This is a genomic window from Paenibacillus algorifonticola (assembly GCF_050481745.1).
In the GTDB taxonomy this organism is placed as follows: domain Bacteria; phylum Bacillota; class Bacilli; order Paenibacillales; family Paenibacillaceae; genus Pristimantibacillus; species Pristimantibacillus algorifonticola_A.
In genome coordinates, this window is the sequence record NZ_JBCNGR010000011.1 from 105,828 (window position 1) to 132,762 (window position 26,935).

Below are 26,935 nucleotides of genomic sequence, written 5' to 3' on the forward strand. Positions count from 1 at the left end.
GCACTCGCTTTAAGTCCGTTTAGTACACATCGCGCTGGTAGCGCTGCTGCTGCTGCATGTCGGCAAGATAAGCTTCCGCTTGCTCGCGGCTAATGCCGCCTTCCTGCTCAATAACTGTAATTAGCGCAGAATGTACATCATGTGCCATATGCTTCTCGTCGCCGCACACATATACATGGGCTCCGGCTTGCAGCCACTCATACAGCTCCTTGCTTTGCTCCAAAATACGGTGCTGTACGTACACCTTTTCTTCCGAGTCACGTGAGAATGCGACGTCCAGCTTCGTCAGAACGCCGTCCTTCAGCATGCGCTGCCAGTCCGTTTGATACAGGAAGTCCGTCACGAAATGGCGGTCACCGTAAAACAACCATGATTTTCCTTCTGCTCCCGTTTCCTCGCGCTCCTCCATGAATGCCCGGAACGGGGCTACGCCTGTGCCTGGACCGATCATAACAATCGGCGTTTCGGCGCTTGCCGGCAGCTTGAAATTCGGGTTGTTTTGAATATAGATCGGCACCGTATCACCTGGCTCCAAACGCTCTGACGTATGAATCGAGCATACGCCGTAACGCTCGCGCCCATTTGCTTCATAACGCACGGCGCGGATCGTCAAATGCACCTCGTCCGGGTTGGCCTGGAAGCTGCTCGCAATGGAATAAAGACGTGCTGGCAGCTTGCGCAAAATACCGACAAATGCAGCAGGCGACCAGTTCCAAGGCGCAAAATCCTGCACCAGATCAAGCAAATCGCGGCCGTTGATGTAATCCTTAAGCTCTTTCTCTTTGCCGGGCGCTGCAAGCTCTTGAAGCCCGCTATTTGCCGAAAGCTTCGCAGCCTGCTCCAGCAGCGGCTTCGTCAATACTGTAATTTCGTAATGCTTCAGAAGCGCTTCGCGCAGCGAGCCTTCTTCGCCTTTTTTGTTAAATGGAACCTTCTCATCCGCGCTCCAGCCCAAAGCCTGGATCAGCTCGTCTACAAGCTTCGGATGATTTTCAGGAAATAGGCCGAGGCAATCGCCCGGCTCATATTGCAGGCTCGATCCGTCAAGCGACAGCTCCAGATGACGCGTCTCGCGGTCTGAACCACGGCCGTTCAAGTTAATGTTCGCGAGCACTTCCGCATGGAACGGATTTGTACGCGAATATTCGGATTCAGTTGAGCCAACCAAAGCGGTTGTCGATACAGCTGCTGGCTGGGCAGTGGCCGATCCATTCAAACGCTCATTTAACGCAGCAGTAACCTGATTGAACCACTCTGCTGCCAGTTCATCATAATCGAGGTCGCAATCTATGCGCGGCGTCAGGCGCTTACCGCCCAATTCCTCAAGACGAACGTCGAAATCTTTACCCGTCTGGCAAAAGAATTCATACGAAGTATCCCCGAGCGAGAGAACGGAGAAATGCAATTCATCCAGCTGTGGCGCTCTTTTACTATATAAGAACTCATGGAAGGAGATTGCATTATCCGGCGGTTCGCCTTCTCCATGGGTACTTGCAATAATCAATAAATTTTCAACCTTCTTCAAGCCATTAGGCTTGAATTTGTTCATTGCGGACAATGTAACCTGGAAGCCGTTTGCCTCAAGCTTGCTTGCAAGCTTGCCAGACAGTCGCTGGCTGTTGCCCGTTTGTGATCCAAATAAAATCGTCACTTCTCGCGAGCCTGCTGGCTGAGCCAGTGCTGACAGCGCTTCCCCTTCTACAGCAAGTGCTGCGCTTAATTGCGGCTCTGCACTAATTGGTGCAAAAGCTGCTGTGCTCTGAACTGCGGACAAATATCCGCATAACCATATCTGCTGCGATTCCGTCAAAGTTGGCAGAAGGCGGTTAAGAAGCTCAACCTGCTCCTGATTAAAAGGACTGTTCGTCACCTGAAGTTGCAACAAAATCCACCTCTCATAAACATGAAATCATACTGTTTTAAAATATAGGAAAGGATATGATTTTCTCATCCTTTCTCTGATATTTCTCAGACTGAAACGCGCCGCGCCGCCAAAGGACGGCTTTCGGCCGTTTCACCTTATAAACTGCGTTTACACACTTTAGTCCATCATTTATATTCAAACTAACATATTAATTGCAATCGGGCAATCCACATGCAATCACCTAATTTTACCCAATTCTTCGTTTCGGAAGCAAAATAAGGCTAAATCCGAGTGAAATGGGGGTATTTCGCCCTGATTTAGCCTTATAAATTAAGAATTATGATGATTTCCATTAGAAAAAGTGATAGACGATTATGATGTTTTTTTGCAAGGTGAAACGGCTGTCGCCTTCCTTTGGCGGCGCGTTTCATTCCGAGCAATATAGAGAAAGGATCGCGCTAGAATATCCTTTCTCTATATTTCAAAAAAAACACGCTTCTGGTAGAAGCGTGGTTAGATGTCCTTAGCCGGGTACTCTTATGAAATCAGCCGCCGATATGAGACATTTCGATTTTCGCTGGCGACTGGGTGCGGGTAGCTCGTTCCTCCGAATAACGATCATCGCGATTCGTCCATATGCGGGCGATGGATTCGCGAATCGACTCATCCGTTCCGTCACCGCGCAGCAGCTCCATTAAATTATAGCCCTTCGAGGCGAACAGGCAGGTGTACAGCTTGCCTTCCGCGGAAATGCGTGCCCGTGTACAGGTGCTGCAAAAAGCGTCGCTTACGGAGGAAATGAAACCGATTTCCCCCGATCCATCCAGGTAGCGATAGCGTGAAGCAACCTCGCCTACATAATGGGCTTCCACCGGCTCAAGCGGCAGGTGCCCTTCCAGAAGCTGCAAAATCTGCTTGCTTGAAAAAACGTGATCCCACTTCCAGCCATTTGAATTGCCCACATCCATATATTCAATGAACCGAAGAATATGCCCCTTTTCGCGAAAATAAGCGGCCATCGGCCATATATCCTGATCATTGATGCCCTTCTGGACAACCATATTGACTTTGACTGGCATGCCTGCCGCAGAAGCCGCTTCAATGCCATCCAGCACGGCCTGCACGCCGCTGCGGTTTCCGTTCATTAGCCGGAACCGCTCGTCATTCAGCGAATCCAGACTGACCGTTACCCGCCGCATTCCAGCTTCCGCAAGTGCAGCAGCTGATTTGGGCAGCAGAACCCCGTTGGTCGTGAGCGCAATATCCTCAACGCCCGGGATGGCATTCAAGCGCTTGATCAGCGTTGGCAAATCTTTTCTAAGCAGCGGCTCTCCGCCGGTAATTCTAAGCTTCTTGACGCCGAGTGATACAAAAATCGTTACGAGCCGTTCTATCTCATCAAAGCTGAGCACCTTGTCCTCAGGCAAAAACGGATAGTCCTTGCCGAAAATTTCGGCCGGCATACAATAACGGCAGCGGAAATTACAACGGTCGGTAACAGATAAACGCAGGTCCCGCAGACCACGGTTCAATTGATCCTTTATTGAATGCTCCAAGCTCCTCACCTCAGATTATGCAAAAGAGAATGTTGTTAAATGATAGTCTCATACTTTACACTATGGTAAATAGCGAACAAGTTCCTTACATTATGAATAGAGGTCAAGTATTTGTCAATGTTCCTGACATCAACGAATGATGGAAAGCAAGGTGAACGAGGATGAACCTGGAAGCTATTGTGCTTGCCGGAGGAGAAAGCCGTCGCATGCAGCAGCGTAAAGAATTGCTCCTTATTAATGGCAAGCCTGTTATTCAAATCATAACCGAGCAGCTAAGTGTTCTAACAGACCGCATTTCTATCATTACGAATGAGCCTGAATTATATCCCTTCCTTGCTCCCTCTATTACGATTAAGCCTGATATCTTTCCAAGTCTGGGCCCGATTGCCGGTCTGCATGCCGGGATGAGCGATCAAGAACCGGACACGGTTTACGTTGTCGCAGCCTGTGACTACCCTCTGCTTACCGCGGAGCCTTTTATTGAAATGCTGGCGCTGCTTGGCAGCCATCCAGCCAAAGATGCTGTCGTCCCGATCATCGAGGAGCGAAGCCACCCTTTGTTTGCCGTCTTCCATGGACGTACACTGGGAAAATGGGCCGCCGCGCTGTACAGCCGCAATCTGAAGGTCATGGACGTACTCCACCAGCTGTCCGTCATTCCTTACAAGCCCGACAATCCGTCGATTGCCGGGCAGTTCATTAATATGAATACACCGGAGGATTATCAGGCCATTCTGTCAAGGTTAAACGGCTGACGCCATCCTTTGGTGGGTATCAATGCTTATAATTTCAAGAAATCGTTTCGCCTCAACGGCTAAACTGTGCTGTATTGGGCTTGATGCAGCTTGCTGTAAATGCCTCCTGCTGCAACCAGCTCTTGGTGCCTTCCTTGCTCGGCTATGCCGCTCTCGTCGACGACAATGATGCGATCCGCATTTTTGATCGTCGTCAGGCGGTGGGCAATGACTAGCGTCGTTCTGCCTACGGACAGGTCGGACAGCGATTTCTGAATCGCGACTTCCGTCTCCGTATCCAGTGCCGACGTCGCTTCGTCGAGGATGAGGATCGGCGGGTTTTTCAAAAACATTCGAGCAATCGACAGGCGCTGCTTCTGTCCGCCCGACAGTTTGACACCACGCTCTCCAATAATCGTATCCAGCCCTTCAGGCATTTTTTTGATCAAATCTTCAAGCGATGCCCGGCGCGCCGCCTCCCAAATTTCGTCCTCTGTTGCCTTCAAGTTTCCATAAGCAATATTTTCGCGAATAGAGCCCGAGAACAGGAACACATCCTGCTGCACGATTCCGATATTTTTGCGCAGCGATTCCAGCTTAATGTCCCGAATATCTTTGCCGTCTACGGTAATGCTGCCCGCAAGCACATCATAAAACCTTGGCAATAGACTGCAAATCGTCGTTTTCCCTGCGCCAGACGGCCCGACGAATGCCACAGTCTCTCCAGCGTTAATATCCAAATTGATTTTCTGCAAAATCATATTGTTCGTTTCATAACCAAAGCTCACGTCATGAAAACGGACATTACCAACGACTTTTTTGAGTTCCGTTGCATTGGTCCGATCCTCAATGTCAGGTTCTGTATCAATGATCTCCGTGTAGCGTCTAAAGCCTGCTATGCCTTTTGGATAGCTTTCGATAACCGCGTTGATTTTCTCAATCGGACGGAAGAAAATGTTCGAAAGCAAAATGAACGCCATAAATTCACCCATATCCAGCTTGCCCTGAATAAAGAAATAAGCGCCGCAAATCATCACAAAAATCGTAACGAGCCGCATCATCATATAGCTGACGGAAATGCTTTTCGCCATCGTTTTGTAAGCGAGCAGCTTCGTCAGGCGGAAGTTTTGGTTGTCTACGGAAAACAGCTTTTTCTCATGCTCTTCGTTCGCAAACGATTGAACGACGCGAATGCCGCCGACATTGTCTTCAATACGGGCGTTAAAGTTGCCGACATCGCCGAACAAGCGACGGTACGTTTTGCTCATTTTGCCGCCGAAGACGATAATCAGCCAAGCCATAACGGGAATAATGATGAAGGTTATAAGTGCAAGCTCGAGGTTAATGTAGGCCATAAGCGAGAAGGAGCCGATAAGCGTCATAACCGCAATAAATACATCCTCCGGCCCGTGATGCGCTACTTCGCCAATATCATTCAGGTCATTCGTAATGCGGCCAATCAAATGCCCCGTCTTATGATTGTCGAAGAAGCGGAAGCTGAGCTTCTGGATATGGTCGAACATTTTGCGCCGCATATCCGTCTCGATGTTAATGCCTAGCATATGACCCCAGTAAGTAACGACATAATTGAGTGCCGTATTGAGCGCATAAACGGCAAGCAGCCCCGCACAGGCAGCAACGATCAGCGTCCAGTTCTGGCTGGGAAGCAAATCGTTAATAAATTGACTGACCGCGAGCGGAAAAGCCAGCTCCAGCAATCCGGCAAGAATGGCGCAGCCGAAATCAAGAAAGAACAGCCCCTTATAGGGACGATAATACGAAAAAAATCGACGCAGCATTTCAAAATCACTCTCTCATCTCTAGATTAGGTTCACGAGAGTATCCCTGCTCATCCGAATCATCCCCACAAACCCATGCCCCAATTATAGCATGATTGCAGCGGACTGGCGTGTGATTTCATACTGTCAAACCGACATTATAAAAACAAGCCCCGCCGTCACGAACCCAGCGACGTTGGAGCTTTATAGCGAAGGATTTATTCACCTATAAAAAATACACCCAATAATGCAGCTGCGACTGCTCATCATGCGAGACAAAGCGCGGCCCGGCCTTCGTCTGCTCCAGCAGCGTATGCTGCTCCTCGAACACCGGAACCGACAGAAACTGCTCCTTGTTAAAATAAAACAACAGCTGTGTTCCATCGCTTGCCGCCGCCACCTTAAACAGCGTATACGGCTTCGGAAGCGTTTGCTGCTCGCCTGAACGATCCTCCATCCAAACTTTGATGCGGGAGCCCGCATAAGGCATCAACTCATCGATCAAGCGCTGCATCGCCATCATGAAGCTGCTCCTGTTTTAAGAGCCGCTTGCTCGCCGCAGTGCCTGCATTCCTCGGGACGCTTCAAATCCAGCTCCAGCCGGTAACCCTGAATCCACTCCCAAAATTCCGGAGGTGCCTGCTCTTCAATAAACAACAGCACCTCATCTTCCTTCTCCCAGTCGCTGTAGCCTTTCACTGCCGCATTGACGATCTCAAGCTCCCCCTCCTGCTTCTCTTCCAGAAACCAGGAGAATTTCTTGACAAACAGCTGTTGAAGCAGCGCTTCAATGGATTTAGTAAATGAGCTTCCCAGCTCCTGTTTGCGGATGAAGCATAAATCCAGCATAAATTCCGATTTCATCGTCAATCCCTCCCTGAGCATCTATCAAATGGAGCCTGACCTATAGCCTTTAAGATTTAACCATATCCCCCGTCAGTCTATTTCTTGTGCTGTGGTCGTTTTGAGCGTTTTGAGCATTTTGAGCGTTTTGAGCGTTTTGCTGAATGAGGCGCTCAGCATGACCAAGCTTCTCTTGATAGAACAGCCAAATGACGAGGATTAAACTCGCCAGTGCAACCTCAGACAGTGCCATGAAGCCGATCGCATAATGGCCGGTCCAGTTGTACAGCACAGACAGCAGCAGTGGCGGGAAAAATCCCCCCAGCCCGCCCATAGCGGATATTAAACCATTCGCAATGCCCGCCTGCTTAGTGAAATACAGCGGCACCAGCTTGAAAATCGTCCCGTTGCCTGTACCGGCACAAAGGGCAATGATAAGGCAGCCAACCGTATACATGCCGATGGATGGTGCGAAAGACAGCACGACCGCTGACAGCGTAAGCCCGCCAAACACGAACATCAAAATCATAAATGGATTGAAACGGTCTCCTAGCCAGCCACCAACAGGACGCATGATGGTCGCCAGTACGATGAAGCCAGCTGTGCGCAGTCCTGCATCCACCTTGCTCAGCTCAAAATGCGAGACGAGGAAGTTCGGCAAATAGACCGTGAAAGCGACGAAAGAGCCGAAGGTAATAAAATAAAACAAACAGAGCGCCCACAGTTTTTCATTACGGTATACCCCTTTGATCTGCTCCGACAAGGAAGCCATCACCTTCGACTCATTGCGATCTCCCAGCACAAAATTAATCACGATGAATATGGCCAGCAGCACCAGATACAGCAGCACTGTTTTGCTCCACCCCAGATAGTTAGCCACTACGGGAGCAGTAAAGGCCGTAATCGCCGTACCCAAATTTCCGATGCCATAAATGCCGTTCACAAAGCCATGCCGTTCCTTCGGGTAATATTTCGGCAGAGAAGTGACGCCAACCGAAAACACCGCGCCCCCGATGCCAAGGAAAATCCCGCCGATAATCAAATCGATAAAGCTGTCTGCAAGACTGACCCAATAGACAGGAGCAAGCAACAGGAGAAAACTAAACCCAAACAGCTTGCGTGCGCCATAGCGATTGGTCCAATAGCCGACCGGTATTCGAAGCACTGAGCCGAATAGCACTGGAATTGCTGTCACCCAGGCAAGCTGGCCTGATGTCAGCTGGATATCCTCCTTAATAAACGGAATAAGCGATGAAAGAATTACCCAAACCATAAACCCAAGAATCAGGCTTCCCGTCTGAATCGATAACTGCGTTTTATTTCCGTTCATCTGCGAACCTCCTTTTTATAAATCCATAGGGCCAGCGGGAAAAGCAGTACATTCAGCAAGGCAAAAACGAGAACGAGCTCATACTTTTCATGAAAATAATGATTAACGACATACTGCGTACAAACGATATTCAAAAAAAGCACCGCGCACAGCAGCAACACCCCTCTGTAGCTACGTTTCATACCGCTTCACCCCTGTCGCATAAATCGCTCCGCCTTCGATTTCAACCAATACCTCAGGCAGCGCTCTTCTCGGCGGTCCAGCTGTCGGCTTGCCCGATTGGGGGTCGAAAAAGCCATGATGGCAAGGGCAGACGAGCTGATCCTCTTCCCGACTCCAGAACACCGGGCATTTCAAGTGCGTACAGGCATTTTGGTAAGCCTTGTATTTATTGTCGCCCAGACGGATCAGCAGTGCAGATTCATGGTCGCCGGGGTAGTGGAATTCCACCGCCTCTCCTACTTTAAGCGCCTGCACATCGGCGATTTTTTTCTTCGGATGGCTGCTTTTTCCAAAGCCCATCAACTCCTTTGCGGCAAGTCCGCCCCACGGAAGCGTGGACACGGCGAACACACCGGCTGCGCCAACCATCGTTTTCAGAAAGCCTCTGCGGTCCAGCTGGCGTTCATTGTTTTTATGGATGTTATGCGTGTAATTATCCTCTTCAAAGGGCACTTTATTGTTTTTGCCTGCTTCATTGTCCATTGCATCCGAACCTCCTTCTACTAGCTAACGTTCCAAGCCGCATCATGATGCCAAAGCCGGTAAAGCCCAATCGTTTAAAATAGTTTCTGGACGCCCTGCAAAATGCCAGGAAGGCTGATCTTCACATTCGTCTCGCCTTCAAGCGGCTCGAACGGCTGGTGGCTGGAAACCCATTTGCCAAGTCTGTGGCGTTCCTGCTTCTCTGCCAGCTCTTCTTCTGTAATCCATTGCAGCGTATTGGTCGGACAGACGGAAGCGCACATCGGCGGAATGCCCTCCTTCGTCCGGTCGTAGCAGAGGTCACATTTATACATTAAATTTTGCTCTTCATCAAATTTAGGAATGCCATACGGGCAAGCGATCGTGCAGTTTTGGCAGCCGATGCATTTCTCGACAAGCGCGGACAGCACGGCGCCCTCCTCGGTAATTTGAATCGCTTGCGCCGGGCAGCTTCTCGCGCACGCCGGATTGACACAGTGCAGGCACATGAGCGGAATCGTCTGGCGATCCACCAGAGGGTTGACGTCATACACATAGTTGCGGTTGCGCTCGTCGTGTCCGCCGCATTGCGTACAAGCGGCGAGGCAACTGCGGCAGCCGATGCAGTTGTCCATTTCGATATACAGCAGCTTCTTCATTGTGACGCCTCCTTTGCAGCGTCAGGCAGCTTCGTGATTTGTGCGGCACAGACTTTAAATTCCGGCATACGCGACATCGGATCAAGCGCAGCAATCGTCAGCAAATTGACCGACTGCTCATAGCCATAGTGATAGGGCACGAATACGGTATCCTTACGAATCGCTTCAATCACCTTCACTTTATAAAAGCATTCGCCGCGGCGGGTGAACAGTCTGACAACCTCGTCATGGGCAATGCCATACTGCTGCGCCGTCTCGGGATGGACCTCGACGTACGGCTCTGGGCACATATCCCGCAAAAACGGAATCCGCCGTGTCTGATTGCCGGATAAATAATGATAGACGACCCGCCCTGTCGTCAGGCGGAGCGGATACTCCTCGCATGGCTCCTCCGCTGATGGGCGGTAAGGCAATGCGCAAATTTTTGCCCGGCCATCGGGGTGAAAATATTTGTGATCCTCAAACATATATGGCGTTCCGGTATCCGCTTCGTCCTTGCAGGGCCAGAATACGCCATCCTGACGATCGATTTTGTCCCAAGTGGCGCCGTAATAATCAGCATAGCCGCCCTTGGAAGCGAGACGAAACTCATCTGCAACCTGGCTTGCCGTCTGCAAATGGCGGAAATAGTCACCTCGTCCAAGCCGCTCTGCCAGCTCTACATGAATGAGCCAATCCGGCTTCGATTCGCCCAGCGGCTCCTGCGCCTTGTTGATTTTAATAATGCGGCCCTCTAAATTCGTCACCGTGCCTTCATCCTCTGACCATGTAACAGACGGCAGCACAACATCGGCAAATTCCGCTGATTCCGACAGGAAGAAGTCGGCGCACACCATGAAGTCCAGATCCTTCAATACCGAGCGCACATAATTGAGATGCGGTGCTGACACGGCGGGGTTCGAGCACAGAAGATACAAGCCGCGAATCGTCTTCTGCTCCATCAGCTCAAACATTTCAAAAGCCGATACACCCGGCAGCGGCATTTCCTCCGGCGTGATGCCCCACACCTCGCATACCTCCTGCACATGCTTAGGATTCGTCAGCTTGCGATAGCCCGGCAGCAGGTCGGACTTTTGCCCGTGCTCGCGTCCGCCTTGCCCGTTGCCTTGTCCCGTAAGCGTTGCAACACCCGATTTAGGCCGTCCAATTTTCCCGGTAACAAGGCACATATTCGTATAAGCCGATACATTATCCGCGCCTTTAACTTGCTGCTCTATGCCTCTGGCAAACATGACGATCGCATTCGGTGCCTTGCCGAAAATTTCCGCTGCCCGGATCAGCTTCTCCGGTGCCACCCCTGTAATTTCACTCGTATATTCAGGTGTGAAAATCTTCACAATTTCCTGCGTCTCTTCAAAGCCGCTCGTGTAATTAGCGATATATTCTTGATCGGCATGGCCGTTTTGAATGAGCAAATTCACCATGCAGTTGGCAAGCGCCAAATCCGTCCCCGGCCTTAAATCGAGATGGACATCCGCCCTTCTGGCAATTGGCGTTTCCCTTGGATCGACGACGATGAGATAGCCGCCGCGGTTTTGCACCTCCCAGACACGGAACATCGAGGTCGGATGGCATTCTGCCGTATTGCTGCCCGCGATGAACAAGCAATCCGTCTGATGGATATCCGTCCACGGCAGCGTTGAGCCGCGATCAATCCCAAAACTCCGAAGGAAGCCCGCTGCTGCACTTGCCATACAAAATCTTCCATTGTAATCGATGTATCTCGTTTGCAGCCCGACCCGGGCGAATTTACCCGTCAGATAACATTTTTCATTCGTCATCGAGACGCCGCTGAATACGGACAGCGTGTCCTTGCCATATTCGGCTTGCAGCTCCTTGAAGCGGCGGGCGATTAAATCATAGGCTTCGTCCCAGCTCGCTTCGCGGAAGCCTTCCTTCGTCCCTTTTTTCGAGGCATCGTCCCGAATGAGCGGCTTCAGCAGTCGGTCCTGATGGTTCGTCTGCTGATAGGCGGTCACGCCTTTCGGACACATTTTGCCGCGTGTGACGGGCCAGTCGTACCTTGGCTCCACGCCGATAATTGTATTTTTGTCGGTATCGACCCGCAAATTCATTCCGCACTGCATGCCGCAGTAGGAGCAGTGGGTTTTGACCAGCTTTTCCTTCGGATGATGCTTATTCGCAATATTTTGCTGAAACTTATCCTTTAGCATGCTGGTTGGCCTCCTTGACCTTGATTTCATGTGTCGGGATGCCTGTAAAGCGGGACATCCGGTATTTGCGCCTGCAAGGCAGACAAAGCTCTGCGAGATGGAAGCCTTCCTTCATCTCGAAGGAAATATCGTTTTGGGCCAGCACCTGAATGACATCGCTGGATTGCTCCGTCGATACGAAGCTGCTGCCGCATACTTTGCAGGCCTTCATTTGCTGTTCGCCGTAAGCTTCGCGATAATTTTTGGCGAGTACGCTCATTGGACGGAAAGGAATATGCGCAAGCTTGCCAAAAGGCAAATAAATGAGTGTCACAATAACCGACCATTGATGAATGAGCGACATAACCGGATGGCCCCAGCCATGCAGAAAAATGTTGCTGAACGTCAGCAGCAGCCCCGTAATGCTAATGAAGAGCAGCAAAAACAGCGGCAGAAAATCATAGGTAAACGTCTGTTCAGCCTTCGCCTGCATATCGTTAAGCCTGCGATACAGCGCCATGCACACCCCGGCAATAACCATAAAGGCGGTAATATTCAGCGCGTTGTAGAACAGAAAGGCAATCCAGCCGTCCGCCTTCACCTGCATCACATCAATACCGAAGGCGACGACGGTATACAGGCCATTTTCACCCATCGTAAAATACATCCAACCGAACACCAGCGGAAACGTAACGCAGCAGGATAAAATACATCCCCAGCCAAGCAGCACGTGCTGTGTCCAGCGGTAAACGCCACGCTTGAAGATGAAACGATAGGTTGCCAGATGCTCAACCGATGTCTGCGGAGTGCTTTTGCGAAACAGCAGCTTAAGCCCCTTCTTCATAATCAGCTTCGTCGGCGGACGCTCGGCCCAGGCAATAAAGCGGTAAAAAAAGCCACCAATAAACACGAACGTGCCCACCATATAACCATAAAGGGCAAGGTCGATATGGGTGAAAAATCGGGTGCCGACGTACACGAGAATCAGCAGCGCTACTACGGTCATGAAATACATTTTCGCAAATTTGGAAGCAAAGGCTCGATCCATGGCAAATTCTCCTTCTTCGATGTTTTCTGCCCTCATTAAATCATTCCGGCATGGTACATCGCTGTGATTGCCATCACAATAGCTCCTCTGTCACCTTTTGTTCAAAAAAAAAACAATTTCCCCCAGCTCTTCGCAGCGTTAAGGAAAATTGAATTCAAAGTGGCTGCCGATGGCAGGCCTTTTACGTTTGAGAGGCTGAGGCGGCATCATACAAGCTGATGATGCGCTCATATTCCTCAGGCGTGTTCACATTCGTCACACAGCTGAGCTGTTCATCCGTCTGTTCGAGCTGCTGCGTATCTATACCGTAATAGCAAATCCGATTCAAAAACGTCATCACTCGGTATTCTTTTATATCGAGCAGCTTCTCAATTTCACCAGCGCTTCGCTTATCATAGACGCCATGCAAAGGATGCAGCTTGCCAGCCGCAGATGGAATCGCCGCCGCGGAGCGACGCTCCCGCTTCACCTTCCACAGCTGCTCGGCCACCGCACTTGAAATAAGCGGCATGTCGCAGCCCACGACCCAGATGTCCGAATGCGTCGCTAAGGTTAAGGCGGCATGCATGCCGCTTAGCGGCCCTTTGCCTGGAATATAATCTGTAATGATGCGAATGCTGCTGCCTAAAATAGGCAAAAAGCTTCGCGGGTCATTCGTGACCAAAATAACTTCGGCGCAAAGCTGCTTCATCGTACGGATCTGCCGCTCGACAATGCTTTCGTTTACAAAAGGAAGCAGACCTTTATGGCGACCGCCCATTCTGCGGCTTTGCCCGCCGGCTAATATGGCTCCCGTCAGCATATATGTCCCTCCGTTCTGTAGTGGACAGCCTTTTCTGGCTACATTATAGAAGGTTTTATAAGGCGATACTGTTACAAATATCACTCTCTTAGGCTTTATTTACAATTTTTTTTGGCCAAAGTGTGATTTTAGTCACTCTGACGATGATGGACTTCTGTTACATTGGGAGTAAGTTATTTCAAGCGGATAGTCCCGCTTATACTAGCAGCGAAGGCGGTAATTGGGGATGAAACCAATGACAGTAGCGAGACCTTACACGCAAACCGTATACAATACCTTTTGTTTTTCAGAGACCAGCTTTGAGAAACTCAATGAAATTATGTATACCCACCATTTTCCGGTCGGCAGCCATATTTTCTGGGAGGGCGATGCCGACGACAAGCTCTATTACATAATGGAAGGCCGCGTTAAGCTGATCAAACACAATACCGACGGCAAGGAATTTGTCTTCTCGCAATATCAAACGGGTGATATTCTAGGGCAGTTCGATCCTTTCAAGCCTACTTGCCACAGCTCAAGCGCAAAGGCCGTGCTGGACTGCACCATCGGGGTGATTCAAAAAAGCGATTTGGAAATATTATTGTGGCAGCATGGCGATTTGGCGATTGAATTCATGAAATGGATGGGACTTATGCATCGCCTGACCCAGACCAAATTCCGCGACCTCGTCATTTATGGGAAGCAGGGAGCTTTAGCCTCGACGCTTATTCGGCTGGCGAACTCTTTCGGGAAGCAAACGGAGGATGGCGTGCTGATTTCTGAAAAAATAACGAATACCGAGCTTTCGGACTATATCGGCGCTGCTAGGGAAAGTGTCAATCGTATGCTCGGCGAGCTAAAAAAACAAGCGGTATTGTCATTCGATCACGGATATATCGTGCTGAAGGACATCGAGCATCTGAAGTCGATTTGCAATTGCGAGCAATGTCCGAAGGAGGTTTGCCGCATTTAATTAAGCCTTCCTGCAATGGATCAACCTGTAGGAAGGCTTTTTTCTGCACGATTTATCTGTTCTATTTATCTGTTCTATATTAAATGAAGCTATGCGCTCTGAAGAACGCGCGGGAACAAAATATTATTTTCCAAATGAATGTGCTGGAATAGATCGGTTTCTAGCTCCTCCAGCTTTTGAAAGGTTAACGTATACGTACGGCATGCCCCTTCCGGAAGCTCAAAATGATGCGTAACCTCACGTATTTCCTTGAGCAGATCACCTACCTGGCTGTGCTCGGACTCAAGCTCCGTTATCGCCGCCGTCAGCTTCTGGTGCAGCTCGGGGGATGGCTCCTGTTCATACTGGCGGATGAGTGGAAAGATTTGCTCCTCCTCGTCGAATAAATGCTGCTCCAGCTCCAGCTTCATTTCGTGGAATAATCTATGCAGCCGGGGCAGCACATCAGCCTGCTTATGCCCATGCACCCGCAATATTTTCGTCGTAAACTCGCTAAGCAGCGGAAGCTCCTGCTGGACATACGCATGATGTGTCTGAATCACATGCTCAATCAGCTCCGTAAAAGGTCTGCTGCTCCAGTCGATATCCTCTCCCTTATGCTTGCTGGCCTCGGCAAAATTTTCATTGAGCGCGCTTAAAAACAAAGCTGCATCCGTTCCCTGCTGCCGCAGCACCGTATGCAGCGAGCGATTGCCCCCGCAGCAAAAATCAATGTTATAGGCTCGAAACAGGTTGCTTGCCCCCGGATAACGCGTCACAATTTCACCAATTTTCTCTGTACCGTTAAATATGGTCATTTGTCGCACCTCCATAAAATAATGTTGCAGCTCGGCCTTTTATAATGATGAAGCCTTCAGCTGCTGTTAGTATAGCGCAGGCCAGCTGGCATGTTTGTGATGAGGATCACTGCTTGAAAAATAGCAGCAGCGCTTCAGCCGCTCGCCTTCCCTGCCCGATACAATCCGGCAGACCGACTCCCTCATAGCCGGAGCCGCAGAGCCATAAGCCGGGATGGCTAGCCGCAAGCCCCTCCCGCAGCCTCGCCAACTGCTCCAGATGGCCGACTGGATACTGCGGCATCGACCGTTCCCACCTGGTCAGCTCTGTAAAAAGCGGCTCAGCTTTAATGCCCATTATCGCCTGCAAATCTTGGCGGACAGCATCCAGCAGCTCGCGATCCGTAAGCTTCGCCCAGGCTTGCGCCCCTGCATGTCCGATATAAGCCCGCAATAAAACATGACCATTTGGTGCCGTATGCAGCCATTTCGACGACGTCCAGGTGCATGCGGTTATCAATCGTCCCTCGCTTCGCGGCACCACAAACCCGAAGCCGCTGAGCGGAAGCTTAATGTCCTGCGGCTTGAAGGCTAGCGCGATATTGGCAACCGATACATAGGGAATGCCGCGCAGCGCCTGTATTGATCCTTGTGTCTGAACTTGCATTCCTGCGCTTCCTTCCAGTAAAACAGCGGTCTCGTAAGCCGGCAGCGCCATGATAACACCATCCGCCTGCAGCTCCTCACCATGCTCAAGCCGAACACGATAGCGCTGCCCTTCCCTTCTCACTTCCTTGACCGCTTGTCCAGTTAGCCGGCGGATGGAGCAAAGCTGCTCGTCCAAACGCTCGATCAGGCTTCCAAGCCCGCCTTTAAACGTGAGAAATAGGCTGCGGCGGGCTATTTCCGGCAGCTCCTTCGGCATTTCACGCGCCTGCTTCTTGCTGGCAAGCATCCCCAAAATCAAGCTGCGATGCCGCTGCTCCAGCTGCCTAAATTGCGGAAAGGTCGCTTGCAGGCTGAGCGCTTTGGCATCTCCAAGCCCAGTCTTCATAAACGGAGTCACTTCCGTCGGAATGCCGAGCATCAGGCCCATAGGCATTTGATGCAGCCTGCCCTTATGCAAAATATAGTTTGCCTTCGCTTTCGGATTCGCCGCTACGAGCTCCGGCTCAAGACCAAGCTCCCTTGTCAAATCCAGTATGGGCTGCTTGCGCGCCATGAACGAATCCGGCCCCTGCTCGATGAGGAAGCCATCCCGGCGCAGCGTTTTTATTTTCCCGCCAAGGCTGCTGCTTTTTTCTATAAGGGTTATTTCTGCCGACATTTGCTGCCCATCCAGCAGCTTTCGCATGTAGAAGGCGGCGCTCAGACCTGTTATGCCGCCCCCAATGATGATGATTTGCTTAGGCGCTTCTCCCACTGCTGCCATCCCCCTTCCTCTGTCCAGATTTACGATACCATGCTGGAAACGCAGCAGATGTGATATGCGTCATACGAATGGAAATACATGCGGCGCCAGATTGAGGCTAGGGAAGGGACAGCGAGAGAGGCTTCCTAAACGATAGACTGGACTTGTGACTAGCGTCACATGACGACCAAATCGTCTGAGGTATAATAGAAAAAACGGAGGTGTACGGGAATGCAGCAGATGGAGCTTTTGCGCCAAATTTCTTTATTTCGCGATTTGACGCCAGATGAGCTGGCCCGGATATGGGCCATCGTCATTCCTCGGTCATATCGTAAGCGGACCGCTATATTTACGGAGGGCAGCCATAAAGAGGCCGTGTTTTTCGTCCAGAACGGGCTGATTAAAACCTATAAAACCGATGAAAATGGCAATGAGCATATTATGTCCTTCCTCAAAACAGGAGATATGTTTCCTCATACAGGCTTTTTCAACCAGCACCCGTACCCGGCAACGGCCGAGGCCATTATGGAGACGCAGCTGCTGGCCATTCCTATTCATGCGTTCGAGCAGCTCATGATGAATACGCCGGCGATTGCCATTAAGGTCATGCGCGTATTGAGCGGTAAAATTATGGAGCTGCAGGAAAAATTGCAGGAGCTAACAGGTCAAGATGTGCAGGACCGCGGCGTATCTTTCCTGCTCAAGCTTGCAGAAAATTATGGAACGGAGCACGGCGGCAGCGTCCTTGTCGAGGTGCCGATGACCAATCAGGAATTTGCCAATACGATTGGCACGACGAGGGAAACGGTCAATCGGCTCATTAATCAGCTGCGTAAGGAAGGGATTTTGGAGCCTCAGCGGAGCGGCTATCTGATTCATGACTATGAAGCATTAAAAACCTGGTCGCACAAGTGAAGGCGGTTAGCCTTGCACTTGCGCGGCCTTTCTTTTTCCCCAGAATAAGGCGATGCCCGTCACCATAATCAGGCTTGCGGCCCAGACGGCTTCCTGTACAAATCCAAGCGACCCGCGACCCGTCCAATCGAATAAGCCTTGTAAAAATAACGTCAGCTCGTTCAGCAGAAAACCAGCAATAAAGCCTATATAACCGATATGCAGCGTCCTCCCCGTATCACTCAGCCAGCCCTGCTGTAGAAAAAGCGCCAGGCACAGGCAGCTTACGAAACCGAGCAGCGTCAGATGCAAATAACCGATGACGATGCTGCGCGACTGATAAATAGCCTCCGCCAGCTGCGGCACGATAAGGCCCAGCTCAAGCGTTGCCTTGACTGCCGCGAGCAGCAGTGCAAGCACGAGCAAACGTGCCCCCCAGCCTGTGAATACGGCGGACAAGGCGAAGCGGGCTTTGAGCAGGACGGCGCAAAATAGCAAAATAGCCGCCCACTGAATGACGGCAGCAAGCGCTGCGGCGAGCTGGGCGGTCAGCCCTATTTTCAGCCAGAGCACCGATAGTAGAAATGCAGGCGGCATGGCCAGCACGTACATCCAGAACAGCAGCTTGACGATTTTCACAGAATAGGCGATTTGCCGCTGTTCCATCAGCCGCAGCAGCACCGCGAACAAGCCGAGCGTAAACCAGCCGTTATATTGAAAATGCAAATAAAAATAAATGGCTGCTTCATATAGCGGACTGCCCTTCCATCCATTGGCACTCAGCAGGGCAAGCCACCAAGGACCAAGCGAGGAAATGACGAGACATAGCAAACATCCCTTGACAAGCAGAAAGGAGAGCGGCTGACTCGTGCTTGGACGCGGGCCTATTCCTCGTTCCGGTTTTATTCCTTCTCTTGCCACTATCGCTAAGCGTCTCCATGCCCACCCGGCGAACCAGTAGGAAAGCAACATTTGCAGCGTCGAGAAGCTGATCGATACGGCGGCATAGCCTTGGATACAGAAGGCAAAAAACATTCCAGCTAGTGTTAGCTGTGTTGTCACCAGCATCACGCGAATTTTCTTTTCCTTGAAGACGCCCTCTGTCCTGCCGCTGGCTGAGTTAAAGAAGACAGCGAGAAACAATAAAAATAGCGCCATATGCCTGTAAAAACAAATAGCGGTCGATCCATCGCCGCGATCTCATCAATCAGCCGTTTGCCTTCAGCAAGTGTTAGCTGACGAGGATCTGCCTTGTACTGCGCCTCCGCTCGACAATGCAGGCATTTGAGCGCACAGGCGCGTGTCACCTCCCAAATGACGATAAATGGATTAACCTTATAATCGCGCTCCAGCTTGTATAAGGTCGTGCTCATGCTTCTCCCTCCTTTCCTTACCCAAATAGAAACTGTCCTTATTTTAGAAAACATTCTGGAGCGCAACTGTGCGTACCGTCACATTCGTGCCTGACACCTTGCTTTATTGTTGAGGTATACGTTTACGCCTTAGGCATCTACTGGATTGAAAGGAAGGATGACCATGCTGAATGTGAAGCATATGATGATTGTGATCGCTATTTTAGGGGCAATCGCTGTTTTCTGCGCATATATCCCTGCGGAGGAAAAGGATGAGGCCGCTATTGCGGAAGCGGCAGAAACGTTGAATCAGCCGCCTATAGCACCGTTTATTCACCGGGAGGGAAACACGGTAAAGATTGAAATGACTGCCCAGGTAACCGATGTAGAAATTTCCAAAGGTGTCTTTTATAATGCGTGGACGTTCAATGGCACGGTACCCGGACCTGTGCTATATGTGAACGAAGGAGAAACGATTGATTTTACGCTGAAAAATATGGATCCGAACGTGCCCCATTCGATGGATTTTCACGCCGTTCATGCTGCGCCAAGCAAAAAATTCATCGATGTGATGCCGAATGAAGAAGGTCAATTTAGTTATAAAGCGCAGTCGCCAGGCGTGTTTATGTATCATTGCGGGACAAGTCCGGCCCTCGCCCATATCGCCAACGGCATGTACGGCATGATTATTGTAGCGCCTGCAAATGGTTATCCTAGCGATGCAGACATTGATCGGGAATACACGATTGTGCAAAGCGAGTGGTATACGGAGCATGACTATCAAGCTTTTTTAAATGATGAGCCTATCTATGTCGTGTTTAATGGCAATGATTTTGGACTTAAAGAACAGCCTTTCCTTGCCAAAGTCGGAGATAAGGTGCGGTTTTATGTCAATAACGCCGGTCCGAACGAGGTCAGCTCATTTCATATTGTAGGCACCCTGCTGGACCGGGTTTATATCGACGGCAATCCGCGAAATGTGCTGTACGGCCTGCAAACCTATTTGCTTCCGGCAAGCGGTGGTGCTGTTGTCGAGGTGACTGTAACTGAGGAAGGTGACTATCCGATTGTGACTCATCAGTTTAATGATGCCGCTAAGGGAGCTACCGCAATTTTACGCGTAACAAAAGATGGCAAGGATACGCATGAGCCGGCGATGAAGCATTAGCGCAGAAGCGCCATTTTCTGCTTCATGCCCTCTCTCGCTCGATTGACCATATTTGCAATTTCACGGCGAGTCGGCTGCTCCAGATGTATGCCCACAACGACCGTAGCAGTTACGCCTAAGACGCTTGCTGCCAGCATCGCCAGTTCCGCTGCCAGTTCTCCTTCCCGGTGTCCTGGCAGTGTAATGGTTTCGCATTTGGGTGCAGCTAAATGCGCGCCCCATGCTGTCCAATATGCGGTAGCTGACGCTCCAATATGGGCCGTTCCCCCGGTGATGAGAAAGACTAAATCGCTGCCCATTGGCAGCACCCGAATGTCTACCTCCTGTTCAAGCTCATGCTCCATTTGATGCTCCATATTCCCCTCCCGTTGGGCCGTGTTCAATCAGCGCGGCCTTTTCTTTCGTTATAAAGCGAGTCTACAGCAAACCAGGCAGGATGGCTGTGACAGCCGTCACCCGCAGCGTCTCCTGCTCGCATACCCTTTCCTATATTTCAAGGTGAAACGGCTATCGCCCTCCTTTGGCGGCGCAGTCGACCCGCACAATGTGATTCCCATCACAAAGCCGCTCCCCGCTTTCGATTATGCTTTAGACATAGCCAAAACCAATCTTTTCGAGGAGGAATGTTTTATGCAAGCTTTCACTGCAACTGTCAACGCTACGGAATATCCGCCGCAATTAAAGCACAAAGTTATTTTTCAAACGTTTCAGGAGCTTAAGCCTTCCGAAGCGATGCTGCTCATTAATGATCATGATCCCGTGCCGCTCCGCTTCCAATTCGAATCGATGTACAAGGATCAGTTTGATTGGGAATATATCGAGCAGGGCCCTGAGCTTTTTCGCGTCAAAATCGGAAAGCTCGCGCTGTAGCAGCACAAGCTCCGTAAAATAGCTTCGATAAGGAGGCAGGCACATGGCCGAAGTCACCATCGTCAATGAAAAAACGATTAAAATTGCGGTCCAATTGGAGGATGCGCTGACCATGATCCGCGATGCCCAGACCCATATTACGGAATATGCGTTTGACATCGTCACCATGGTGGAAAAAATGCCGCAGTTCAACTATACGTATTTTTGCTTTTATGCTTACGACAGCGCCACGCTTTTCGAGCGGATGCTGAATACGGATCCCAAGCAATACACCTCCTTTTCACTCGATGCTCCGGATTCCTTTTTCTATGCTTTATATGGAGGAATGACGGGACTGTACGAGGAAGCGAGGCTGTACCTATAATTTCACCTTTAAATACTGGAGGAGGAGAGCAGCCATGTCAGCTAAGCAAACCCGAATCGTAGAGCTTGATGTCAGACCTTATTTGCGCCAAAAGCTGGAGCCCTTCCAGCTTATTATGGATCAGGTGAAGGAGCTGGAAACTCATGATGTGCTTGTGCTCCATGCGACCTTCAAGCCTACCCCGCTGCTTGGCTTAATGAAGGTAAAGGGCTACGCCAATAAAGTTCAGCAGGTAGGCCCTGAGCATTGGAGCGTCACTTTCGTCAACAAGAAAAATAAAAGCTTTCTGCAGGCATGGTATGCTGAGCCCGATGCGGCGGTGAAGGAGGCTGTAAGGGAAGAACCAACACATACAGAAGTGGCAGCCTCCCTCGTTTCCTCAGCGCATTCTGGCAAAAAAATCTTACGGCTGGACAACCGCGGACTGGAGCCGCCTCAGCCGATGATCCGCACGCTAAACGCGCTGGAGAAGCTGGGCATCGGCGATGAAGTCATCATTCATAATGATAGAGTTCCCGTCTTCCTCATTGAGGAACTGAACTCGCTTGGATATGCCTTCACAATTGAAGAGCAGGAAGACGGCAGCGCACAAGTGTTCATTCAAAAAAGCTAGGAGGCCTCAGCTTATGTTGCGTCTCCCCTTTCTCTTTATCGCAACAGGCATCGCCGGATCAACCTTGTTCCATCTCATCTCCCTTTTGTCGCTTGCCGACTGGATAGGAGATCCTGTTCGCGGACCCACAGGGTGGTTCAACATCCATCTCATCATCCTTGGATGGGCAACGATGATTGCGATGGGCGCTGTCTATCAGCTCATTCATGTTATTTTACAATCAAAAATATTTAGCGAACGGCTCGCTTATGTCCATTACGGCTGCTTCACCGCCGGGGTATGCGGACTGCTTTATGGCTTCATTAAAGGCGAGGTTGCCTGGATTGCCGGGTTTGCCGTACTCGCTCTAATTGGTCTGCTGCTGTTCGCCTTTAATGTCATCTATACCCTATGGCGCTCCGCGCAGTGGAATGCCATCACACTAAGCACCGCTTGCGCTGTATTATATTTGGCGCTCACAGGGCTATCCGGCATGGGGATGGGGCTGAACTTCGCCCTCAATGCCTGGAGCGGGCTGCATGAGCGCATGTTCGGTGCCCATATTTGGCTCGGCACCTTAGGGTGGTTCGGGCTGCTAATTACCGGCTTCAGCTATAAAATGCTGCCGATGTTTTATTTGGCGCACAGCTTTCCCGCCCGCCTGTCGTATGTCACGCTCGGCTTATGGAATGCTGGCGTGCTGATGGGCGCAGCCTCCTTCCTGTTTGACTGGGGCTTCTGGACAAAATGGACCGCGCTGCTCCTTCTCGTGCTTGCGCTGCTTGCCTACAATGCTCATCTTACGCAAATTCGCAAGCATCGGCATAAGCGCCATCCGGGCGCAGGCATCGTATGGTCGGTGAACAGCTGCCGCGCTATTGCGTTGTTTGCCATCGGTGCGCTGATCTATACGGCGTTTTGTCCGCAGGCGATTGGCTCAGCTGAGCTGGCAACAGCTGCGGGCTGGATTTATTTAGGCGGCTGGGCCAGTTTTATGATTTTATGCTACTTGTCCAAGATCGTCCCCTTCCTATGGTGGACGCAAAAATACGGCCCGCAGGTCGGCAAACCCGGCATACCTACAATGGCCGCTTTGCTGGGTGATAATGGCGTCAATCTTGGGCTTACCGGCATCGCTTTTTCCCTGCTGCTGCTGTTTGCGGGGCTGCTGTTTGGCCTGCCGTTTCTAACGCTTGTAGGCGGTCTTGGCTTTTCCTTATTTTCACTCGGTTACATTTCACTAATCGCCTCGGTTTTTACACGGTAATGAACGGTACTTTGGAGAGGAGAGGAGCAGGATGGAAAAACGATCAGAAGAAAGTTTAGGCGAACAATTAGAAGAGCGTACGAAAGAGCAAGTATGGGAATTGCTGCGCAAGGTGCATGATCCCGAGCTTGGCGTCAATATTGTCGATCTCGGCCTCGTATACAGCCTGAATTGGAAGGATGAGCATATTACAGTGGAAATGACGCTGACGACGCCAGGCTGCCCGATGCACGATATGATTGCTGGCGGCGTTCGGCATGTGCTTCTGGGTGAGCTGGGCTTTAACTCCGTTGAGGTTAATGTGGTCTGGGAGCCTGCATGGCAGCCTGCCATGATGTCGGAGGAGGCGAAAGAATATTTGGGCTATTGCTAGTCCAAAATAAATAGGCAAGCTGCAGATGTATATCATCGCGGCTTGCCTATTCGTGCTGCTATCTACTCCTCGTGGCACCCCGAGCTTATCACGGGGCGTTCCCAATGCTACCCGGGTACTCCGGCTTTTATCTACCTTTCCCCACTTATACGCTTATGTCGGTTCCTTCAGAACGAATGCTCCCTTGCCGCGCTCCTCCTGTATCCAAGCAGCCATATCCGCGATGTCCTGCACAGCAAATACCGGAAGCCCTTCAAAACTCACTGGATACCATGATACAACCGCGACGACCTGCTTTAATTGCTTAACGAGCGCCTCATCCTCCACCTCGCGGATCAAGACGATCTTCGGATAGCGCTCTTGTTTAAACCCCTCGACAATGACCCAGTCCATGTCGCCAAACTGCTGAAGCAGCTCCTTCAGCGGCGTCGGCCGCTGCTCCATAATCGCCGTGCGATGCGGCGAGGTGATGGCGATTTTATGCGCACCCGCCTCGCGATGCTGCCATGTATCGGTGCCCGGATGATCAATGTCAAAATCATGTCCGTCATGCTTAACCGTACCAACGCGGCAGCCGGCTTCGGCGAGCTGCTTGATAAGCGCCGCGGTCAGCGTCGTTTTCCCGGTATTTTTAAAGCCAACAATTTGAATAATGGAAGTTTGCAATGGTCCCTCTCCTTCTTTTTCTCACGCTGCTGTGATCCCTATCACTTCACGACTACCATATGTTGTATTACTATTAACTCCTAAAACTAAATGTAGTTATTCCAGTAGGAAGGAGAATGTAATGCTGACCTTCTACCCCCGGTTCATCCGCACCTTTACAGATTTGCCCGGGCATCTCTCCCTGCTGATTCACGCCTGGAACGGCTGTAATATGCGCTGCTACGGCTGCCATAATGATGCAGAATTAATCGCGCAGAAGCCGGTTCCGCATTTGCTGTTAACCCCAGAGCAGACGCTTGAGCGGCTGAGCGGCAGCGACGGGCTGTTCGACGCCGTGCTGTTCAGCGGGGGCGAATTTTTAATCAGCAGCGCGGCTGAGCTGGAAAGCTTCCTGCGGCGTGTGCGTCTTATTTTCAAAGGGAAAATCATTGTGATGACGAATGGCACGTTCCCTGGCAAACTGAAGCGTTTGCTGGAGCTGGCACTGATCGACGGCGTTCATATCGATATGAAGCTGCCCTTTCACCTGCTGGACCCTGCGAAGGATGCCGAGGTGTTCGAGGCGATTATCGGCACTCAGCCTTCCGCCCGCTTCTGTCAGGACATCCTCGACTCCGTCGATCTCGTCATTCGCCACAACAGCAGGCTGAGCCAAGTAAGGACGGTTCGTTACCCGCTGCTGAGCGAGGAGTTTTTCATCCAGATTGCCTCCTATATTGAGCAGCTGAAAGACAAGTATGACAGTATTGTACCTTATTCCCTGAATCCCTACCATCCACCGCAAAAATAGAACGGAGGCCGATGATGTTTAGCCAATCTACCGATATTATCCGTACGTTTACTTCCGGGTCCGAGACGAAGCAAGCCGACTACTTGAAAAGAGAAAACAGCAACTTTGTCTACTCGCTGCCGCTGCTGCGCCATAATTTGAACAATTTTGCCGAGGAGGAATATTTGCTGGAGCATATTTTGCCCTTCGCGCTCACCGAGCTTTATGCGGACGGCGTTGTTTATATCCATGACAAGCAGCTAAGCCCCTATTGCCTAAGCGTAGGCTGCAAGGATATTGCGGCGAACGGCATTCCTACCTTAGCGAAAAATATGATGTCCTCTCAGCCAACGAAAAAGCTCGACACGCTGCTGCGCCATTTCAGCAACCTCGTCGTCCTGATGTCGCAGCAGGTATCCGGCGCCGTCATGCTCTCGCAGATGACGACGGTGTCCGCCTCTTATCTCTATTACGAGGAGACGGTCAGAGACCATATCTTCACCGCAGAGGAGCTTCAGCAGCTATTCCAAAGCTTAATCTGGGAAATGAACATGCCTCTGCGCGGTGGCTCGCAATCCGCCTTTACCAATATTACGCTGGAATTTGGCAAGCCTTCTGACGAAATCAAAGATGATTTTGTCGTTATAGGAGGTTCACTGCTGGACATGCGCTACAAGGAAATTCCATCCGCCTACTTTGACCGGATTAACGAGGCTGTTATTGCGGTGATGAAGCAAGGCACAGGCAATGGCATCCCGTTCACCTTTCCGCTTTTGACAGTACCGATTGATGATGATTTTGACTACAGCAACCCATTGTTTCTAGAGCTGCTGGATGGCATGTACCAATGGGGCGGTGTTTATTTTGAAAACTTCCGCAGCAAGCCGTTTGAGAGCGAGCATTATCGCCGCCTGAATCCGTACATTAAGCCGCGTGATCCCGAGGTCAGCCGCAGCTTGTGCTGCCGACTGCAAATAGACTTAACGGTATTGTCACGTCTCGGCAGCGGGATTTTTGGCAGCTCCACTGGCTCTACCGGTGCCGTACAAGTTCTTAATTTAAACATGAACCGCGTCCTCATGGAATACGGCGGACATGAAGATACGCTGCTCGCGAAAATCAAGGAGCTGTTGAACATTATGCAGGAAGGCCATATGGCCAAGCGAAAGTGGATTGAGCAAAACAAAGAGCTGTATCCGACCTTTTTCGCCTTAAACCGTGATTTGTCCAATTATTTTAATGTGTTTGCCGTTACTGGCATGCATGAGGGGCTGATCAATACCGGCTATGAGGGCGGGATGAACAATGAGGCAGGCAAGCAGCTCGCCCACCGTATCATGCAGTTCATGACAGAGACGATCAATGCATTTATCGTCCGCGATCAGGTTGCCTGCGGCATCGAATATGCACCGGGTGAAAATGCCGCGATCAAGCTGGCCCGTCATGATGTTAAATGGGCGAAAAACCATGACCGCAGTATTTTTGTACAGGGTACAGGGGATAACGTTTATTTAACCTCCGGCTGCATGCTGCCGTTCAGCGAAGATGATTTTCTTCGCCAGGTGGAGAACAGCGCTGAATTTCAGGCTTATGCGACCTCTGGCAGCATTTTGCATCATTTCCTTGAAACGAAGCTCGCTCCGGAGAGGCTTGCCGATTATTTAAGGAAAATTTTCGAGAAGCCAATTCAATATATTACGCTCACGCCGACTCTGACAAGCTGTCTTACTTGCAGCCAGCAAATCGTCGCTGAAGATGGAAAAAACATTCAAGCCTGCCCTGTATGCGGCAGCGACGATATCGCCACCTTCAGCCGTGTCATTGGTTATGTTAAAATGATTGCCCGCAAAAAGCTCGAGGTAGATGAAAAGGGCTACTATACGGGAGAATATAATTTTTGGAGCAATGCGCGGCGTTTTGACTGGAATACACGCAAACGTATGAAGGAGGACGCTGTTGACAGCGTTCGCACTGCTGCTGCTGTCTCAGCAGCAGACTCCTGATTTTAAAGCCAGGACAGCGGGGGGGGG

At 50.7% G+C, this 26,935-nt stretch carries 27 protein-coding genes and 2 pseudogenes; 11 read left to right on the forward strand and 18 right to left on the reverse strand.

Features of this window, described 5'->3' with window-relative positions; all coding sequences use genetic code 11:
• Positions 1–19: 19 nt before the first annotated feature.
• Together ABEW34_RS13320 and moaA are read right to left on the reverse strand one after the other, a co-directional pair.
• On the reverse strand, positions 20–1,882 hold the full coding sequence (locus ABEW34_RS13320; RefSeq protein ID WP_430159463.1) for an assimilatory sulfite reductase (NADPH) flavoprotein subunit: 1,863 nt from the start codon (positions 1,880–1,882) through the stop codon (positions 20–22).
• Positions 1,883–2,409: 527 nt separating this feature from the next.
• Positions 2,410–3,420, reverse strand: coding sequence for a GTP 3',8-cyclase MoaA (gene moaA, locus ABEW34_RS13325; protein ID WP_430159401.1), 1,011 nt, complete (start codon positions 3,418–3,420; stop codon positions 2,410–2,412).
• 161 nt (positions 3,421–3,581) lie between these two features.
• Between moaA and mobA (ABEW34_RS13330) the strand changes: the two genes are divergently transcribed.
• The gene (mobA, locus tag ABEW34_RS13330) at positions 3,582–4,175 is read left to right on the forward strand and encodes a molybdenum cofactor guanylyltransferase (RefSeq protein ID WP_430159404.1); all 594 of its coding nucleotides are present in this window, start codon (positions 3,582–3,584) and stop codon (positions 4,173–4,175) included.
• A gap of 59 nt (positions 4,176–4,234) precedes the next feature.
• On the opposite strand, the gene ABEW34_RS13335 is transcribed toward mobA (ABEW34_RS13330), so the two are convergent.
• From ABEW34_RS13335 to mobA (ABEW34_RS13380), 10 genes and pseudogenes are all read right to left on the reverse strand, one after another.
• Entirely contained in the window at positions 4,235–5,953 is a 1,719-nt protein-coding gene (locus ABEW34_RS13335; protein WP_430159407.1) for an ABC transporter ATP-binding protein, read from the reverse strand.
• A 205-nt stretch (positions 5,954–6,158) separates the two neighbouring features.
• Positions 6,159–6,455 (reverse strand): hypothetical protein, encoded by a 297-nt coding sequence (locus ABEW34_RS13340; protein ID WP_430159409.1) that lies wholly within the window; start codon positions 6,453–6,455, stop codon positions 6,159–6,161.
• The gene (locus ABEW34_RS13345) at positions 6,452–6,796 is read right to left on the reverse strand and encodes a hypothetical protein (RefSeq protein ID WP_430159412.1); all 345 of its coding nucleotides are present in this window, start codon (positions 6,794–6,796) and stop codon (positions 6,452–6,454) included. The genes ABEW34_RS13340 and ABEW34_RS13345 overlap by 4 nt, the downstream gene beginning before the upstream one ends.
• A gap of 163 nt (positions 6,797–6,959) precedes the next feature.
• Positions 6,960–8,105, reverse strand: a pseudogene (locus tag ABEW34_RS13350) (nitrate/nitrite transporter); the annotation flags it as partial.
• Positions 8,102–8,287 (reverse strand): hypothetical protein, encoded by a 186-nt coding sequence (locus ABEW34_RS13355; RefSeq protein ID WP_341278048.1) that lies wholly within the window; start codon positions 8,285–8,287, stop codon positions 8,102–8,104. The pseudogene ABEW34_RS13350 and the gene ABEW34_RS13355, both read right to left, overlap by 4 nt.
• On the reverse strand, positions 8,277–8,810 hold the full coding sequence (locus ABEW34_RS13360) for a Rieske 2Fe-2S domain-containing protein (protein ID WP_056028502.1): 534 nt from the start codon (positions 8,808–8,810) through the stop codon (positions 8,277–8,279). The genes ABEW34_RS13355 and ABEW34_RS13360 overlap by 11 nt, the downstream gene beginning before the upstream one ends.
• Before the next feature lie 74 nt (positions 8,811–8,884).
• Positions 8,885–9,448, reverse strand: a complete 564-nt coding sequence (locus tag ABEW34_RS13365; RefSeq protein WP_046233445.1) for a 4Fe-4S dicluster domain-containing protein — start codon at positions 9,446–9,448, stop codon at positions 8,885–8,887.
• Positions 9,445–11,622 carry a molybdopterin oxidoreductase family protein gene (locus ABEW34_RS13370; protein WP_430159414.1) on the reverse strand — a complete coding sequence of 726 codons (2,178 nt, stop codon included), beginning with the start codon at positions 11,620–11,622 and terminating at the stop codon, positions 9,445–9,447. The genes ABEW34_RS13365 and ABEW34_RS13370 overlap by 4 nt, the downstream gene beginning before the upstream one ends.
• Positions 11,609–12,649 carry a hypothetical protein gene (locus tag ABEW34_RS13375; RefSeq protein ID WP_430159417.1) on the reverse strand — a complete coding sequence of 347 codons (1,041 nt, stop codon included), beginning with the start codon at positions 12,647–12,649 and terminating at the stop codon, positions 11,609–11,611. Before ABEW34_RS13375 ends, ABEW34_RS13370 begins: the two co-directional genes overlap by 14 nt.
• A gap of 181 nt (positions 12,650–12,830) precedes the next feature.
• Positions 12,831–13,451, reverse strand: coding sequence for a molybdenum cofactor guanylyltransferase (gene mobA / locus ABEW34_RS13380; RefSeq protein ID WP_430159419.1), 621 nt, complete (start codon positions 13,449–13,451; stop codon positions 12,831–12,833).
• Positions 13,452–13,686: 235 nt separating this feature from the next.
• Here mobA (ABEW34_RS13380) and ABEW34_RS13385 point away from each other — a divergent pair, with 235 nt between their 5' ends.
• On the forward strand, positions 13,687–14,403 hold the full coding sequence (locus ABEW34_RS13385; protein WP_430159466.1) for a Crp/Fnr family transcriptional regulator: 717 nt from the start codon (positions 13,687–13,689) through the stop codon (positions 14,401–14,403).
• An 89-nt stretch (positions 14,404–14,492) separates the two neighbouring features.
• On the opposite strand, the gene ric is transcribed toward ABEW34_RS13385, so the two are convergent.
• Positions 14,493–15,200: an iron-sulfur cluster repair di-iron protein gene (gene ric, locus ABEW34_RS13390; RefSeq protein ID WP_430159422.1), complete on the reverse strand. Its 708-nt coding sequence runs from the start codon at positions 15,198–15,200 to the stop codon at positions 14,493–14,495.
• A gap of 106 nt (positions 15,201–15,306) precedes the next feature.
• Positions 15,307–16,611, reverse strand: a complete 1,305-nt coding sequence (gene hemG, locus ABEW34_RS13395) for a protoporphyrinogen oxidase (RefSeq protein WP_430159425.1) — start codon at positions 16,609–16,611, stop codon at positions 15,307–15,309.
• Between the two features lie 210 nt (positions 16,612–16,821).
• Between hemG and ABEW34_RS13400 the strand changes: the two genes are divergently transcribed.
• Positions 16,822–17,505 carry a Crp/Fnr family transcriptional regulator gene (locus ABEW34_RS13400; RefSeq protein ID WP_430159427.1) on the forward strand — a complete coding sequence of 228 codons (684 nt, stop codon included), beginning with the start codon at positions 16,822–16,824 and terminating at the stop codon, positions 17,503–17,505.
• A 6-nt stretch (positions 17,506–17,511) separates the two neighbouring features.
• Here ABEW34_RS13400 and ABEW34_RS13405 read toward each other — a convergent pair whose 3' ends face one another.
• On the reverse strand, positions 17,512–18,555 hold the full coding sequence (locus ABEW34_RS13405) for a hypothetical protein (protein ID WP_430159430.1): 1,044 nt from the start codon (positions 18,553–18,555) through the stop codon (positions 17,512–17,514).
• Between the two features lie 89 nt (positions 18,556–18,644).
• A pseudogene (locus tag ABEW34_RS13410) lies at positions 18,645–18,857 on the reverse strand (radical SAM/SPASM domain-containing protein); the annotation flags it as partial.
• Between the two features lie 184 nt (positions 18,858–19,041).
• On the opposite strand from ABEW34_RS13410, the gene ABEW34_RS13415 reads away from it, so the two are divergent.
• Positions 19,042–20,004, forward strand: a complete 963-nt coding sequence (locus tag ABEW34_RS13415) for a multicopper oxidase domain-containing protein (RefSeq protein ID WP_430159469.1) — start codon at positions 19,042–19,044, stop codon at positions 20,002–20,004.
• Here the strand turns inward: ABEW34_RS13415 and ABEW34_RS13420 are convergent.
• Positions 20,001–20,360, reverse strand: a complete 360-nt coding sequence (locus tag ABEW34_RS13420; protein ID WP_430159433.1) for a hypothetical protein — start codon at positions 20,358–20,360, stop codon at positions 20,001–20,003. The two genes, ABEW34_RS13415 and ABEW34_RS13420, sit on opposite strands and share 4 nt — an antisense overlap.
• Before the next feature lie 274 nt (positions 20,361–20,634).
• On the opposite strand from ABEW34_RS13420, the gene ABEW34_RS13425 reads away from it, so the two are divergent.
• Genes ABEW34_RS13425 through ABEW34_RS13445 form a run of 5 tightly spaced genes read left to right on the forward strand, consistent with a single transcriptional unit; the run spans position 20,635 to position 23,470 of the window.
• Positions 20,635–20,874, forward strand: coding sequence for a DUF2249 domain-containing protein (locus ABEW34_RS13425; RefSeq protein WP_341278060.1), 240 nt, complete (start codon positions 20,635–20,637; stop codon positions 20,872–20,874).
• A gap of 43 nt (positions 20,875–20,917) precedes the next feature.
• Complete coding sequence (locus ABEW34_RS13430) at positions 20,918–21,238, forward strand: hypothetical protein (protein ID WP_430159435.1); 321 nt, start codon at positions 20,918–20,920, stop codon at positions 21,236–21,238.
• 34 nt (positions 21,239–21,272) lie between these two features.
• Entirely contained in the window at positions 21,273–21,851 is a 579-nt protein-coding gene (locus tag ABEW34_RS13435) for a DUF2249 domain-containing protein (RefSeq protein ID WP_430159437.1), read from the forward strand.
• A 13-nt stretch (positions 21,852–21,864) separates the two neighbouring features.
• Positions 21,865–23,097: a hypothetical protein gene (locus tag ABEW34_RS13440; protein ID WP_430159439.1), complete on the forward strand. Its 1,233-nt coding sequence runs from the start codon at positions 21,865–21,867 to the stop codon at positions 23,095–23,097.
• A 31-nt stretch (positions 23,098–23,128) separates the two neighbouring features.
• Positions 23,129–23,470: a metal-sulfur cluster assembly factor gene (locus ABEW34_RS13445; RefSeq protein WP_046233431.1), complete on the forward strand. Its 342-nt coding sequence runs from the start codon at positions 23,129–23,131 to the stop codon at positions 23,468–23,470.
• A 153-nt stretch (positions 23,471–23,623) separates the two neighbouring features.
• On the opposite strand, the gene mobB is transcribed toward ABEW34_RS13445, so the two are convergent.
• On the reverse strand, positions 23,624–24,136 hold the full coding sequence (gene mobB / locus ABEW34_RS13450; RefSeq protein WP_430159441.1) for a molybdopterin-guanine dinucleotide biosynthesis protein B: 513 nt from the start codon (positions 24,134–24,136) through the stop codon (positions 23,624–23,626).
• Between the two features lie 121 nt (positions 24,137–24,257).
• On the opposite strand from mobB, the gene ABEW34_RS13455 reads away from it, so the two are divergent.
• Together ABEW34_RS13455 and nrdD are read left to right on the forward strand one after the other, a co-directional pair.
• Positions 24,258–24,926 (forward strand): radical SAM protein, encoded by a 669-nt coding sequence (locus tag ABEW34_RS13455; RefSeq protein WP_430159443.1) that lies wholly within the window; start codon positions 24,258–24,260, stop codon positions 24,924–24,926.
• A gap of 14 nt (positions 24,927–24,940) precedes the next feature.
• A complete protein-coding gene (gene nrdD / locus ABEW34_RS13460) occupies positions 24,941–26,908 on the forward strand; it encodes an anaerobic ribonucleoside-triphosphate reductase (protein ID WP_430159446.1) in 1,968 nt (655 codons plus the stop codon).
• Positions 26,909–26,935: the final 27 nt, after the last annotated feature.